This is a genomic window from Thioclava sp. ES.031 (assembly GCF_002563775.1).
Lineage (GTDB): Bacteria > Pseudomonadota > Alphaproteobacteria > Rhodobacterales > Rhodobacteraceae > Thioclava.
This window is the reverse complement of sequence record NZ_PDJO01000001.1, coordinates 2,482,501-2,495,088: the sequence shown is the minus strand read 5'-3', so window position 1 is coordinate 2,495,088 and position 12,588 is coordinate 2,482,501. Positions and strand designations below refer to the sequence as shown.

Sequence of the window (12,588 nt, the reverse complement as noted above, 5' to 3'; positions counted from 1 at the left end):
CGCGAGGTCGCATGTCCCTGAGTTTCGCAAAAGGCGCCTATCAGGTCCGCGAGGCGGCAAGCCCGGAAGATCGAGAGGCCGTGCTGCGCCTGCGCGCCGATGCGTTCCGGGCCGGGGCTTCCGATGCTGACCGCTTCGACCCGCTCTGCCGCCACATCCTGATTTGCGACGATCACGGACCCGCCGCCGCCGCGCGGCTTTTGCTGCTGGAGGGTGGGGCCGCGCTGCCCGAGGGCTATTGCGCCCAGTTCTACGATCTCGCGCCGCTCGCCGCATGGGCCGGGCCGATCCTCGAGCTGGGCCGCTTCTGCACCCGTTCGGGGCTGCGCGACCCGGACGTGCTGCGACTGGGCTGGGCCGCGATCACGCGGATTGCGGAGGAGAGCGGGGCCGGGCTGCTGATCGGCTGCTCCTCTTTCACGGGCAGCGACTGGCAGGCGCATCGCGCAGGGCTTGCCCATCTTGCATCCCGCGCGCTTGGCCCCGCCGCGTTGCGCCCACGTCCCAAGGCGCCCGAACGCGTGGACTATCCCGCGGCGCTGGCGGGGGAGGCGGGCGATGTCAGTGCGCTGCCGCCGCTGCTGCGCTCCTATCTCGGCATGGGCGGTTGGGTGTCGGATCACGCGGTGATCGACTGCGATCTCGACACCTGTCACGTTTTCACCGCGCTGGAGATTGCCGCGATCCCCGAGGCGCGGCGGCGCAGCCTGCGGGCGCTGGCGCAATAAGGCGGGCGGCTGGGCGGCTTGAGAGGGCGGAGGCCTCCGGCGGGGATATTTGTCTCAAGGAGAAGGGGGCGCGGGCGCGCATAGGGGCTGCGTCGCGCATGGCCCATTGACCTTTCGCCAAGGCCCGCTTAGCTCGCGAGCATGGCACGTGCACCGCTTTTACAGCTTTCCGACATCTCGCTCACCTTCGGCGGCAATCCCGTTTTCGAAGGACTCTCCCTCACCGTCCAGCAAGGCGACCGCGTCGCGCTGGTGGGCCGAAACGGCTCGGGCAAATCCACCTTGATGAAGGTGATGGCCGGGCTGGTAGAGCCGGATTCGGGCACGCGGGTCGTCCCGCCGGGCATTTCCGTGGGCTATATGGAGCAGGAGCCTGACCTGTCGGGCTTCGCGACGCTGGGCGATTTCGCCGCCTCCGAACTGGACCCGGCCGAGGCTTACAAAGTCGAGATGGTCGCAGAGGGGCTGAAGTTCAAACCCGAGACCCCGGTCGAGACCGCCTCGGGCGGCGAGCGTCGCCGTGCGGCGCTGGCCAAGCTTCTGGCCGAGGGGCCGGAGCTGATGCTGCTCGACGAGCCGACGAACCATCTCGATATCGAGGCGATCGCCTGGCTGGAAAACCAGCTGAAGGAGACCCGCAAGGCCTTCGTGCTGATCTCGCACGACCGCGCCTTCCTGCGCGCTCTGACGCGGGCCACGCTCTGGATCGACCGGGGCGAGGTGCGGCGCAACGAGCAGGGCTTCGAGACTTTCGAGGATTGGCGCGAAAAAGCCTGGGCCGAGGAAGACGAGGCCCGTCATAAGTTGAACCGCAAGATCAAGGCCGAGGCGCGTTGGGCGGTCGAGGGCATCTCGGCCCGGCGCAAGCGCAATCAGGGCCGGGTGCGCGCGCTGCAGGCGCTGCGCGCCGAACGCGCGGGCCAAATCAAGCGGCAGGGCGTTGCCGCGATGGAGCTCGACTCGGGTCAGCAATCGGGCAAGCGGGTGATCGAGGCCACGGGCCTGTCCAAGCGCTATGGCGACAAGCAGATCGTGAAGGATTTCGACCTGCGCGTGCTGCGCGGGGATCGCGTGGCCTTCGTCGGTCCCAACGGTGTGGGCAAGACGACGCTTCTGAAGATGCTGACCGGCGAGGTCGCACCCGATGAGGGCGCGGTGAAGCTGGGCACGAATCTCGAGATCGCCGTCTTCGATCAGGCGCGTGCGACGCTCAATCCCGAGCAAACGCTATGGGACGGGCTGGTCAACGACCCGGATATGGCGGTGAAGGGGCGCTCCGATCAGGTGATGGTGCGCGGCACGCCGAAACATGTCGTGGGCTACCTGAAGGACTTCCTGTTCGACGAGCAACAGGCGCGCGGCCCGATCCGGTCGCTTTCGGGCGGCGAGCGCGCGCGGCTTTTGCTGGCGCGGATCATGGCGAAGCCGTCGAACCTGCTGATTCTCGACGAACCGACCAACGATCTCGACGTGGAGACGCTCGATCTGTTGCAGGATCTGCTGGGCGAATATGACGGCACGGTGCTGCTGGTCAGCCACGACCGCGATTTCATCGACCGGGTCGCCAGCACGACCATCGCGATGGAAGGCGACGGGCGCGCCACCGTCTATGCGGGCGGCTGGTCGGATTATCAGGCGCAGAAGGCCGAGGCCGCGCCGGAGACCAAGCCCGCGCCGAAGAAAGACGCACCCAAGGCAGAGGCGAAACCCGCCGCGCCCCAGAAAGCTGCGCCGAAGAAAGCGGGCCTCAGCTTTACCGAGAAGCACCGGCTGGAAGAGCTGCCCGGCGTGATCGAAAAGCTCGAGCATGAGATTTCCAAGATCAACGAATTGCTCGCCGATCCCGATCTCTTCACCCGCGAGCCCGTGAAATTCGCGAAGGCGACCGAGATGCTGAGCGACCGCCAGTCTGCGCTCGACGCGGCCGAGGTCGAATGGCTCGAGCTCGAAGAGAAGGCGCAAGAGGCCTAGGCCCTTCGCACGCGGCTCGGTCGGATGCCTCCGGCGGGGATATTTGATCCAAGCCGAAGGGGAAGGCATTCTCTTTCGGATTGGCAGAAATATCCCGGGGGCTGGCGAAGCCAGCGGGGCAGAGCCCCTCTGACGGGGCGACAAGGAGGGGCGCATGACCAAGCGAACGGGGACCAAAGGGACGGGACCGCTCAGCGGGCTGCGCATCGTCGAGATTTCCGGGCTGGGGCCGACGCCATTTGCGGCGATGTGTATGGCCGATTTCGGGGCCGAGGTGATCCGCATCGCGCGGCCCGGCTCGGGCGGGGCCGAGAATCATGTCCTGGGGCTGGAGGTCGACGTGCTCGACCGAGGCCGCGACGTGGTGGAGCTGGATCTCAAATCCGACGCCGGGCGCGAAGCGGTGCGCACGCTGATCGCGCGCGCCGATGGGGTGATCGAAGGCATGCGGCCGGGCGTGATGGAACGGCTGGGGCTGGGGCCTGACGATTTCCCCGATCATCCGGCGCTGGTCTATGGAAGGATGACCGGCTGGGGGCAGGAGGGGCCGCTGTCGCAAACGGCGGGCCATGACATCAACTACCTGTCTCTGACCGGGGCGCTGCACGCTATGGGCGGAGAGGCGCCCGCGATCCCGCTCAACCTTCTGGGCGATTTCGGCGGTGGCGGGATTTATCTGGCCTTCGGGATGCTGGCGGCGCTGTGGCAGGCGCGAGAGACCGGGCGGGGGCAGGTCGTCGATTGTGCGATCACCGACGGCGTGGCGCATCTGATGGCGATGATCACCGGGATGGCCGGGCAGGGGGCGTGGACGGATCGGCGGCAGGCGAATCTGCTCGACGGGGCCGCGCCGTTCTACACGGTCTATGAATGTGCCTGCGGTGGGCATATGGCGGTGGGGGCACTCGAGCCACAATTCTACGCGGCACTGATCGCGGGGTTGGGATTCGCGCCCGAGGACTTGCCTGCGCGCGAGGCCCGTGCGAATTGGCCGGCGTTGCGTGACGCTTTCGCCGAACGCTTTGCGACTCGCAGCCGGGATGACTGGGCCGAGGTCTTCGCGGGCAGCGATGCCTGCGCGACGCCGGTGCTGTCGATCGCTGAGGCCATTGCGCATCCGCAGAACGCCGAACGCGGCGCCTATGTCGATCTCGACGGCATCGCCCAGCCCGCACCTGCGCCACGGCTCTCGGCCACGCCGGGGCAGGCGGGCGCGCAGGGGCGAAGGCTCTCTGCGGCGGAGGCGCTCGCCCGCTGGAGCGATTGCGGATAAAACCTCGATTTTCCTTGACAGATGGGGGCTGATCCCCGATATCGGCCCGACCCGGCGGAGAGTCTTCTTTCCGCCGGGCCTCGTTTTTGCAACTTCGCTTCCATGAGAAGCGCGCAGTCCGACGGCGGGCCGACAGGTCCAACGAACTCCGATCAGGGGCCACAGGGCGCGGATGAAGAAAAGGAAAGACCCATGTTTGCGGTCCTCAAGACCGGCGGCAAGCAATACAAGGTTCAAGCGGGCGATCTGCTCCGCGTGGAACTGCTCGCAGCCGAAGCTGGCGATAAAGTCCAGTTCAACGAGATTCTGATGGTCGGCGGCGACAAGCCCCAGTTCGGCACCCCGCTCGTCGAAGGTGCGGCCGTGCAGGCGGAAGTCATCGACAACATCAAGGCCGACAAGGTCATCACCTACCACAAGCGTCGTCGTAAGCACTCGTCGCAGCGTACCCGTGGTCACCGTCAGCAGCTGACCCTGCTGCGCGTCACCGACGTCCTCGCCACCGGCGGCGACAAGTCGGGCGTGAAGGAAGCCGTGGGCACCGCGATCGCACGTCGTGCAGCGCATGGTGGTAAAGGCGAAGCCGCTCCGGCCAAGCCCGCCAAAGCCGCTGCTGCTCCGAAAGCCGCGCCGAAGGCTGATGCCGCCGTCGCGGAAGCGGACGATCTGAAGGTCATCACCGGTCTCGGCCCGGCGGCCGAGAAGAAGCTGAACGAAGCTGGCATCACCACCTACGCCCAGCTCGCTTCGGTCGATCCCGAAACCTTTGAAGCTACCAAGGTCAAGCCCGACTGGGTCGAGCAGGCCAAAGAGCTCGCGAAATAAGGAGAGACACCCATGGCACACAAGAAAGCAGGCGGTTCATCCCGTAACGGCCGCGACTCTGCGGGTCGTCGTCTTGGCGTGAAACTGTTCGGCGGTCAGGCAGCGATCCCGGGCAACATCATCGTGCGTCAGCGCGGCACCAAGTGGTGGCCGGGTGAGGGCGTCGGCCTCGGCAAGGATCACACCATCTTTGCAACGGCTGAAGGCCGCGTCACCTTCCATAAAGGCCTCAAGGGCCGCACCTTCGTATCGGTCCTCCCGGCTGCGGAGGCCGCCGAGTAACCCGACCGACGAAAGTGTCACAAAATCGGGGGATCGGCTGAAAGGCCGGTCCCCTTTCTCGTTGCGGTGCAGCACGCAAATGTTTGCAATCGCGGCGAGAAAATTTACCGGGTCGGGGGATGTATCGTCATCTTCCTGTCCTATTTATTTACTAGGACCACGCGGCAGGAGGGGCCGCCGGTTCGTCCGCGTTTCGAGGAGGAGCGCCCATGTACCAGGAGACGATTTCCACCCAACCCGTGATCGAAACGGAGCGTTTCGTGCTGCGCCCGCTGCGCCGTTCGGATGCCGGTCTGATCGAGATGTATTCCGGCGATAAACGCGTCGCCGAAGGCACTCGCGCGATACCGCATCCGCTGCCGCCCGGCACGGCCGAGAATTTCATCACACGCGCACAGGCTGAAGACCGCGTCGAAGACGTCTGGGCGATCGATGGCTCGCGTCATGGCATGGGCGAGCTTCTGGGTGTCGTCTCGCTGACCCGTCTCGACGACGATCAGTCCGAGATCGGCTATTGGGTGGGTCCGGGCTTCTGGAATACGGGCCTCGCCTCCGAAGCGGTCGCGGCGATCATCGCGGCGAACCCGCAAAACGCGCGCACGCTCTTTGCCGAGGTCTTTCAGGACAATCCGGGTTCGGCCCGTGTCCTGACCAATTGCGGCTTCGAGTATCTGGGCGATGCGGAAAGCTGGTCGCTCGCGCGCGGTCGCCATGTTCCGACTTGGACCTATCTGCGCAAGATGTAACGCAGGCCGAGAGCGTGGACGGGAGGGCGCTGCCCTCCCGAACCCTCCCGGGATATTTGGGCCAAGAGGAAGATGCATCTCATTGAAACGCCGCGCCTCGTCTTGCGTCCGCTGACTTCGGAAGATGTCGATGCGATCGCGCGGGCCGCGAATGATTTCGAGGTTGCGCGTTGGCTCACGCGGATGCCGCATCCCTACAGCAAAACCGATGCCGAGGCCCTGGTCGCTGCCAATCGCGAGAATTTCGGGCGAGTCTGGGGAATCACGCGACCGGGCGATTTTTGTGGATTGATCGGGAAGGTCGGCGCGTTCGGTTATTGGTTGGGCCGGGACCACTGGGGCAATGGCTATGCCACCGAGGCCGGTCGCGCCGTCATCGCTGTGCATTTCGAGGCCCCGGATGCGCGGCCGCTCGCGGCGGGCTATTTCGAGGGCAATCACCGTTCGCGCAGGGTTCTCGAGAAGCTCGGGTTCCGCACCATAGGCGAGTCGCTTGTCGATAACCGGGCGCTGGGGCGCAAGCTCCGGCACTTCGACATGATCTGCGAGACTCCGCCTCGCGACGCGCATTCCCCTTCATCTTGGTGAAAATATCCCGGGGGTGTGGGGACCGCGCCCCCACGCGGCGCTTGATCCTGCGCGCGCGGGCAGCTATCCCGGCGCCTTGATGAAAGGGGCCTGACCATGAAATTCCTCGATCTCGCCAAGGTCTATATCCGCTCGGGTGGCGGCGGCGCGGGCTGCGTCTCGTTCCGGCGCGAGAAATATATCGAATTCGGCGGCCCCGATGGCGGCGACGGCGGCAAGGGCGGCTCGGTCTGGATCGAGGCGGTCGAAGGGCTCAATACGCTCATCGATTTCCGCTACCAGCAGCATTTCTTCGCCAAGTCCGGCCAGCATGGCATGGGTAGCCAATGCACCGGCAAGGACGGCGATGACGTTGTGCTGAAAGTGCCGGTCGGGACCGAGATCCTCGACGAGGATCAGGAGACGCTGATCGCCGACATGACCGAGGTGGGCCAGCGCGTGCTGCTTGCCAAGGGCGGCAATGGCGGCTGGGGCAACCTGCATTTCAAATCCTCGACCAACCGCGCGCCGCAACGCGCGAATCCCGGTCAGGAAGGTGTCGAGCGCACGATCTGGCTGCGCCTGAAGCTGATCGCGGATGCCGGGCTTCTGGGTCTGCCCAATGCGGGCAAGTCGACTTTCCTGGCTGCGACCTCGAATGCGCGCCCCAAGATCGCGGATTATCCGTTCACGACGCTGGTCCCGAACCTCGGCGTAGTCGGTATCGACGGGCGCGAATTCGTCGTGGCCGACATTCCGGGGCTGATCGAGGGCGCCTCCGAAGGGCGGGGTCTCGGCGATCAGTTCCTCGGCCATGTCGAGCGCTGCTCGGTTCTGCTGCATCTGGTGGATGGCACGGCGGAGGACCCGGTCGAGGATTGGCGCACGATCATCGGCGAGTTGGAGGCCTATTCGGAAATCCTCGCGCAGAAGCCGCGCGTCACCGTGCTCAACAAGATCGACGCGATTGACGAAGAGACGCTGGCCGAGCGCAAGGCCGCGCTGGAAGAGGCGTCGGGCGGGCGCGTGATGCTGATGTCGGGCGTTTCGAAGAAGGGCGTGCCGGATGTGCTGCGCGCGCTTTGGGCGGAGATCGCCAAGGACAAGCCGAAGCCGGAGGACGAGGGCGGAGCATGGCAACCGTGAGCGCGCCCGCTCTGGCGCAGGCGAAGCGTCTGGTGATCAAGATCGGATCGGCGCTTCTCGTCGATCAGAGCGGATTGCGCGCGGATTGGCTGCGCTCGCTGGCCGCCGATGTGGCGGCTTTGCGCGCCCGCGGCACGGGCGTCGTGATCGTCTCCTCCGGCTCGATTGCGCTGGGGCGGCGGGTGCTTGGTCTCGCGGGCGAAACGCTGCCGCTGGAGCAAAGTCAGGCCGCGGCGGCCGTGGGCCAGATCCGCCTCGCGCGCGCTTATGAGGAAGTGCTGGGGCCGCATGACGTAAGCACCGCGCAGGTTCTGGTGACGCTGGAAGACACTGCGGACCGTCGCCGCTACCTCAATTCGCGCGCGACGCTGGAGACGCTGTTGAGCCTCGGCGTCGTGCCCATCGTGAACGAGAACGACACGGTCGCGACTGACGAGATTCGCTTCGGCGACAATGACCGGCTGGCAGCCCAGATCGCCGTGACGATCGGGGCGGATCAGCTGCTGCTGCTGTCCGATGTCGACGGGCTCTACACCGCGAACCCGAAGACCGATCCGAGCGCCGAGCATCTGCCGGTGATCGAACACATCACCCCCGAGATCGAGGCGATGGCGGGCGATCCCGTCTCCGGCCTCTCGAAGGGTGGGATGAAGACGAAGCTGCTGGCCGCGAAGGTCGCGGTTGCGGGAGGCTGCGCGATGGCGATTGCGGAGGGCTTCGCCGAGCATCCGGTCGGCGCACTGGAGCAGGGCGGGCGCTGCAGTTGGTTCCTGCCCGAGGGCGATCCGCAGGCCGCGCGCAAACGCTGGATCGCGGCGATGAAGCCGCGGGGCGAGCTCTTCGTGGACGAGGGGGCCGCCAACGCGCTGCGTTCTGGCAAGTCGCTGCTGCCCGCCGGGATCACCAAGGTCGTCGGGCGCTTCGGGCGCGGTGATCCGGTCACCATTGCGGGGCCGGACCGTGCGGTGCTGGGCAAAGGGCTCGTGCGCTACACCGGCGACGAGGCGCGGCTGATCGCGGGGCACCGCTCGGGCGAGATCGAGGAGATCCTCGGCTATCCCGGCCGCGCGGCGCTGATCCATCGCGACGATATGGTGGTGGGCTGAGCGCGGTTACTCTGCCCCCCTCATTCGGCCCAGTCCGGCTTGCGCTTTTCGATGAAGGCCTGCACGCCTTCCTTGGTATCACGCCAGAGCATGTTCTCGACCATCACCGCGGCCGTGTGCTCATAGGCCTGCGCGAGGTCCATATTGGCCTGATCGTAGAAAGCGCGCTTGCCGATCTTCACGGCGGCGCCCAGCTTGCCTGCGATGGTCTGCGCGAGCTTCTCGGTCTCGGCGCCAAGCTCCTCATGCGGTGCGATGCGATTGACCAGCCCGACCTCGCGGGCGCGGGCGGCATCGATGAACTCGCCGGTGGTCAGCATCTCGAAGGCCACCTTGCGCGGCACGTTGCGCGAGAGCGCCACCATAGGGGTCGAGCAGAACAGCCCGATGTTTACCCCGTTCACCCCGAACCGGGTGCCCTCGGCTGCCACGGCCAGATCGCAGGACGCGACCAGCTGGCAACCGGCGGCGGTCGCGATGCCATGCGCCTCGGCGATCACCGGCTGAGGCAGGGCGGGGATCATCTGCATCACCTCGGCGCAGCGGAAGAAGAGATCGGCGAAATAGGCGCGGCCCTGATCCTCGGCCTCGCGTCCGCGCTGCATCTCCTTGAGGTCATGGCCCGCGCAGAACGCCTTGCCCGCGCCGCGCAGCACCACGACCTTGATGCTTGTATCCTCGGCCAGCTCGGAAAACCGCGCCTTGAGCGCGGCCAGCATCGCATCGGACAGCGCGTTGAGGCTGCCGGGGCTGTTCATCGTCAGATGCGCCACCGCGCCATTATCCTCGCGGATCACCAGATCGGTCATTGAAACTCCTCCTCTTTGGCGAAACTCTAGGGGCGAGCGAGGGACAAGGGAAGGGGAGGGCGCATGGCGCTGGTAATGGATCGCGACGAGCTCGCGGAATTTCTCGACGAGGCGTTTCCGCAGGTGAAAGGCGACTTCGCGATCGACGCGCTCGATGAGGACGAGCTCGTGGTGCGCCTGAAGGTGGAAGAGCGCCATTTGCGGCCCGGCGGCACGGTCTCGGGGCCGAACATGTTCGCGCTGGCCGATGTCGGGATCTATATCGCGATCCTCGCGCGGATCGGGCGCGTGGCGCTGGCGGTGACGACGAATGCGAGCATGGATTTCATGCGCAAGCCCGCCGCAGGTGCCGACCTGATCGCGAAGATCCGGGTGCTCAAGCTGGGCCGCGTTCTCGCCGTGGGCGATGCGCTGATCTATTCCGAAGGCGACGATCGGCCCGTTGCGCGCGCAAGCATGACCTATTCGATCCCGCCGCGGGCGATGGGGTAAGGCGCTGCACGCTTTGCGCCTTCGCCTTGGTCCAAATATCCCGGGGGAGGCGCGAATGCGCCGGGGGCAGAGCCCCCAACCCGGCCCAACATCGCGTCGAGGCGTGGGGTATTTTGATACCTAATTTTTACCGCGTTGTTTTTGCTGATAAAATTCCGAAACGATGCACTTGAAAACGCGTCCGGAATCGCGCAAAAGCCCGCATCAGAATTCGAAATACCCCACAAGGGCAGATCACAGATGAAAACCTACACCGCAAAACCCGCGGAGATCGAGAAGAAATGGGTCATCATCGACGCTGAAGGCGTCGTGCTGGGCCGTCTCGCGTCGATCGTCGCAATGCGTCTGCGTGGCAAGCACAAGGCCACCTTCACGCCGCACATGGACATGGGCGACAACGTCATCGTCATCAACGCCGACAAGGTGCAGATGACCGGCAAGAAGCGTGACGACAAGACCTACTACTGGCACACCAACCACCCCGGTGGGATCAAGTCGCGCACCGCGCGTCAGATCCTCGAGGGCGCGCATCCCGAGCGCGTGGTTATGAAGGCGGTCGAGCGCATGATCTCGCGCAACCGTCTGGGTCGTGCGCAGATGGCGAACCTGCGTGTCTACGCTGGTGCCGAGCATCCGCACGAAGCGCAACAGCCTGAAGTTCTCGACGTCAAGTCGATGAACAAGAAGAACACCCGGAGCTGATCATGGCCGACGATATCAAGACCCTCGACGATCTGAAATCGGTCGTGACCGGCTCGGACAACGCTGGCGCCACCGAAACCGAAACCTCCACGCCCCGTGAGCCCGTGCGCGACGCGCAAGGCCGCTCCTATGCCACCGGCAAGCGTAAAGACGCGGTCGCCCGCGTCTGGGTCAAGCCGGGCACCGGCAAGGTCGAAGTGAACGGCAAGGCGATGGACAAGTACTTCGCGCGTCCCGTGCTTCAGCTGATCGTGAACCAGCCCTTCGGCGTGGCGAATGTGGACGGCCAGTTCGACGTCTACGCGACCGTCGCAGGCGGCGGCCTCTCGGGCCAGGCCGGTGCAGTCAAGCACGGCATCTCGAAAGCGCTGCAGCTCTACGATCCCTCGCTGCGTCCGGCTCTGAAAGCCGCAGGCTTCCTGACCCGCGACTCGCGCGTTGTGGAACGTAAGAAATACGGCCGTGCGAAAGCCCGTCGTAGCTTCCAGTTCTCGAAGCGCTAAGCTTCGCGAGATACGATTTGGAAAGCGGCTCCCGTTCGGGGGCCGCTTTTCGTTTGGGGCTCCGCCCCCGGCGCGTGCCGCGCCTCCCCCGGGATATTTCGGGCAGTTGGAAGGGCCGCGCGGGCTCTGACTTCCAACTGCGTCAAATATCCCGGGGGTGAATTCGGCGAAGCCGAAGCGGGGGCGGCGCCCCCGATCTTTTGCCCGCGAAAAAGAAGAAGGCGCCCCGTTCGGAGCGCCTTCGAGTCTGTCTGACCTGCGAGAGGCAGGGACTTACTCCGCCTCGTCCATCTTGGCGGCGTTGAGCAGGGCATAATTCTGCGCGCCCACGCGGTCGTAGAGGTCGAGCTGCGTCTCGAGGAAATCGACATGGCCTTCCTCATCCGCGATCAGCTCTTCGAACAGATCCTTCGAGACGTAATCGCGCACGCTTTCGCAATGGTCGCGCGCCTCGCGATAGAGGGTCAGCGCGTCATGCTCGCCCGCGAGGTCGCATTCGAGCGTCTCGCGCGGGCCTTCGCCGATGCGCAACGGGTCGAGTTTCTGCAGGTTCGGATGGCCTTCGAGGAACAGGATGCGCGCGATCAGCTTGTCGGCGTGATGCATCTCCTCGATCGATTCCTCGCGCGATTTCTTCGCCATCGCGGCGAGGCCCCAGTCTTCCTGCATCCGGAAGTGCAGCCAGTATTGCGAAACTGCCGTCAATTCGCTGCGCAGAGCTGCGTTGAGATAGTCGATGACCTTAGCGTCGCCCTTCATGTCGTCTTCCTTCCATTGGTGCCTGTCTCAGCCCGGTCAGTTCGACCGGCACTTTCAAATTGGTATTCTTGCGCATCGTGGAAAGAAAGAGCGGCATGCATCCGCCGCAGTCTGCCCGCTTCCCGAGTGCGTGATAGATCTTGCCCGGCGTGATGATCGTGCTCGGGTCCGAGGCCCGCATCCAGTCGATCGCGGCGTGGATGTCGCGATCGGTGATGGTCTGACAATGGCAGATGATCATGGTCGTGCGCCCTGTTTCCGGGGAGGGGGATTCCTGTCCGCCTATAGGTGAGTAGTTTTGTCGGAAATGTCAATCCGACAGAAAGAGTCGGAGATAAGGCCGCCCCCGGCGTCCGTTTCCCGCCCCGTTTCCATCGCCGCGCAACTGGGGTAAGCACGGGCAAACAGTTCAAGAGGCCCGTATGTCCGTCTCCATGCTCTCCACCTTCGTCAAACCGATGCATCCCGAAGGGCGCAAATTCGTCGCCATCTTCGCGGGCATCACCTTCATCTTGTTCCTGATCTGGGAGCCTCTGGGCTGGATCGGGGTCGGGCTGACCGTCTGGTGCTATTACTTCTTCCGCGATCCGCCGCGGGTGACGCCGACTCGCGAGGGGCTGATGGTCTCTCCCGCCGATGGCGTGGTCTCGCTGCTGGAGCCGGCCGTGCCGCCGGCGGA

Annotated in this window: 16 protein-coding genes (1 of these 16 only partly in view); 13 read left to right on the top strand and 3 right to left on the bottom strand. The window is 65.2% G+C overall.

The window, feature by feature from the left end; genetic code table 11:
• The first annotated feature begins 11 nt into the window (after nucleotides 1–11).
• The 9 genes from AXZ77_RS11880 (at nucleotide 12) to proB (ending at nucleotide 8,644) form a co-directional block, all read left to right on the top strand.
• Entirely contained in the window at nucleotides 12–728 is a 717-nt protein-coding gene (locus tag AXZ77_RS11880; RefSeq protein WP_098411304.1) for a GNAT family N-acyltransferase, read from the top strand.
• A gap of 141 nt (nucleotides 729–869) precedes the next feature.
• Nucleotides 870–2,699, top strand: a complete 1,830-nt coding sequence (locus tag AXZ77_RS11875; RefSeq protein WP_098411303.1) for an ABC-F family ATP-binding cassette domain-containing protein — start codon at nucleotides 870–872, stop codon at nucleotides 2,697–2,699.
• Nucleotides 2,700–2,853: 154 nt separating this feature from the next.
• Complete coding sequence (locus AXZ77_RS11870; protein ID WP_098411302.1) at nucleotides 2,854–3,972, top strand: CaiB/BaiF CoA-transferase family protein; 1,119 nt, start codon at nucleotides 2,854–2,856, stop codon at nucleotides 3,970–3,972.
• A gap of 192 nt (nucleotides 3,973–4,164) precedes the next feature.
• The gene (locus AXZ77_RS11865) at nucleotides 4,165–4,797 is read left to right on the top strand and encodes a 50S ribosomal protein L21 (protein WP_078522804.1); all 633 of its coding nucleotides are present in this window, start codon (nucleotides 4,165–4,167) and stop codon (nucleotides 4,795–4,797) included.
• A 12-nt stretch (nucleotides 4,798–4,809) separates the two neighbouring features.
• A complete protein-coding gene (rpmA, locus tag AXZ77_RS11860; protein WP_075775480.1) occupies nucleotides 4,810–5,079 on the top strand; it encodes a 50S ribosomal protein L27 in 270 nt (89 codons plus the stop codon).
• A 209-nt stretch (nucleotides 5,080–5,288) separates the two neighbouring features.
• Nucleotides 5,289–5,825: a GNAT family N-acetyltransferase gene (locus AXZ77_RS11855; protein WP_098411301.1), complete on the top strand. Its 537-nt coding sequence runs from the start codon at nucleotides 5,289–5,291 to the stop codon at nucleotides 5,823–5,825.
• Nucleotides 5,826–5,897: 72 nt separating this feature from the next.
• Nucleotides 5,898–6,413 (top strand): GNAT family N-acetyltransferase, encoded by a 516-nt coding sequence (locus tag AXZ77_RS11850; protein ID WP_098411300.1) that lies wholly within the window; start codon nucleotides 5,898–5,900, stop codon nucleotides 6,411–6,413.
• A gap of 96 nt (nucleotides 6,414–6,509) precedes the next feature.
• Nucleotides 6,510–7,538, top strand: coding sequence for a GTPase ObgE (gene obgE / locus AXZ77_RS11845; protein WP_098411299.1), 1,029 nt, complete (start codon nucleotides 6,510–6,512; stop codon nucleotides 7,536–7,538).
• Nucleotides 7,526–8,644, top strand: a complete 1,119-nt coding sequence (gene proB, locus AXZ77_RS11840) for a glutamate 5-kinase (RefSeq protein WP_098411298.1) — start codon at nucleotides 7,526–7,528, stop codon at nucleotides 8,642–8,644. The genes obgE and proB overlap by 13 nt, the downstream gene beginning before the upstream one ends.
• A gap of 20 nt (nucleotides 8,645–8,664) precedes the next feature.
• Here the strand turns inward: proB and AXZ77_RS11835 are convergent, their stop codons facing one another.
• Nucleotides 8,665–9,453 carry an enoyl-CoA hydratase gene (locus AXZ77_RS11835; protein ID WP_078542758.1) on the bottom strand — a complete coding sequence of 263 codons (789 nt, stop codon included), beginning with the start codon at nucleotides 9,451–9,453 and terminating at the stop codon, nucleotides 8,665–8,667.
• Nucleotides 9,454–9,516: 63 nt separating this feature from the next.
• On the opposite strand from AXZ77_RS11835, the gene AXZ77_RS11830 reads away from it, so the two are divergent.
• The 3 genes from AXZ77_RS11830 to rpsI all read left to right on the top strand — a co-directional run bounded on the left by AXZ77_RS11830 (nucleotide 9,517) and on the right by rpsI (nucleotide 11,150).
• The gene (locus AXZ77_RS11830; protein WP_075775475.1) at nucleotides 9,517–9,945 is read left to right on the top strand and encodes a PaaI family thioesterase; all 429 of its coding nucleotides are present in this window, start codon (nucleotides 9,517–9,519) and stop codon (nucleotides 9,943–9,945) included.
• A gap of 240 nt (nucleotides 9,946–10,185) precedes the next feature.
• On the top strand, nucleotides 10,186–10,647 hold the full coding sequence (gene rplM / locus AXZ77_RS11825; protein WP_078522797.1) for a 50S ribosomal protein L13: 462 nt from the start codon (nucleotides 10,186–10,188) through the stop codon (nucleotides 10,645–10,647).
• 2 nt (nucleotides 10,648–10,649) lie between these two features.
• Complete coding sequence (gene rpsI, locus AXZ77_RS11820) at nucleotides 10,650–11,150, top strand: 30S ribosomal protein S9 (RefSeq protein WP_078522796.1); 501 nt, start codon at nucleotides 10,650–10,652, stop codon at nucleotides 11,148–11,150.
• 273 nt (nucleotides 11,151–11,423) lie between these two features.
• Here rpsI and bfr read toward each other — a convergent pair whose 3' ends face one another.
• Together bfr and AXZ77_RS11810 are read right to left on the bottom strand one after the other, a co-directional pair.
• Nucleotides 11,424–11,909 (bottom strand): bacterioferritin, encoded by a 486-nt coding sequence (gene bfr / locus AXZ77_RS11815; protein ID WP_078542760.1) that lies wholly within the window; start codon nucleotides 11,907–11,909, stop codon nucleotides 11,424–11,426.
• Complete coding sequence (locus tag AXZ77_RS11810) at nucleotides 11,893–12,150, bottom strand: bacterioferritin-associated ferredoxin (protein ID WP_078547388.1); 258 nt, start codon at nucleotides 12,148–12,150, stop codon at nucleotides 11,893–11,895. Before AXZ77_RS11810 ends, bfr begins: the two co-directional genes overlap by 17 nt.
• A gap of 181 nt (nucleotides 12,151–12,331) precedes the next feature.
• On the opposite strand from AXZ77_RS11810, the gene AXZ77_RS11805 reads away from it, so the two are divergent.
• On the top strand, nucleotides 12,332–12,588 hold the start of the coding sequence (locus AXZ77_RS11805; RefSeq protein ID WP_078547370.1) for a phosphatidylserine decarboxylase. The gene runs 442 nt beyond the window's last position; 257 of the gene's 699 nt are visible here — the first part of the coding sequence; its start codon is at nucleotides 12,332–12,334; the stop codon falls past the right edge of the window.

Excerpts from the sequence above, each read along its gene's own strand:
- AXZ77_RS11870 (WP_098411302.1), top strand. The coding sequence starts at position 2,854 with ATGACCAAGCGAACGGGGACCAAAGGGACGGGACCGCTCAGCGGGCTG.
- AXZ77_RS11875 (WP_098411303.1), top strand. The coding sequence starts at position 870 with ATGGCACGTGCACCGCTTTTACAGCTTTCCGACATCTCGCTCACCTTC.
- AXZ77_RS11835 (WP_078542758.1), bottom strand. The coding sequence starts at position 9,453 with ATGACCGATCTGGTGATCCGCGAGGATAATGGCGCGGTGGCGCATCTG.
- AXZ77_RS11810 (WP_078547388.1), bottom strand. The coding sequence starts at position 12,150 with ATGATCATCTGCCATTGTCAGACCATCACCGATCGCGACATCCACGCC.
- AXZ77_RS11850 (WP_098411300.1), top strand. The coding sequence starts at position 5,898 with ATGCATCTCATTGAAACGCCGCGCCTCGTCTTGCGTCCGCTGACTTCG.
- AXZ77_RS11855 (WP_098411301.1), top strand. The coding sequence starts at position 5,289 with ATGTACCAGGAGACGATTTCCACCCAACCCGTGATCGAAACGGAGCGT.
- AXZ77_RS11830 (WP_075775475.1), top strand. The coding sequence starts at position 9,517 with ATGGCGCTGGTAATGGATCGCGACGAGCTCGCGGAATTTCTCGACGAG.
- bfr (WP_078542760.1), bottom strand. The coding sequence starts at position 11,909 with ATGAAGGGCGACGCTAAGGTCATCGACTATCTCAACGCAGCTCTGCGC.
- rpmA (WP_075775480.1), top strand. The coding sequence starts at position 4,810 with ATGGCACACAAGAAAGCAGGCGGTTCATCCCGTAACGGCCGCGACTCT.
- AXZ77_RS11865 (WP_078522804.1), top strand. The coding sequence starts at position 4,165 with ATGTTTGCGGTCCTCAAGACCGGCGGCAAGCAATACAAGGTTCAAGCG.
- rplM (WP_078522797.1), top strand. The coding sequence starts at position 10,186 with ATGAAAACCTACACCGCAAAACCCGCGGAGATCGAGAAGAAATGGGTC.
- proB (WP_098411298.1), top strand. The coding sequence starts at position 7,526 with ATGGCAACCGTGAGCGCGCCCGCTCTGGCGCAGGCGAAGCGTCTGGTG.
- rpsI (WP_078522796.1), top strand. The coding sequence starts at position 10,650 with ATGGCCGACGATATCAAGACCCTCGACGATCTGAAATCGGTCGTGACC.
- obgE (WP_098411299.1), top strand. The coding sequence starts at position 6,510 with ATGAAATTCCTCGATCTCGCCAAGGTCTATATCCGCTCGGGTGGCGGC.
- AXZ77_RS11880 (WP_098411304.1), top strand. The coding sequence starts at position 12 with ATGTCCCTGAGTTTCGCAAAAGGCGCCTATCAGGTCCGCGAGGCGGCA.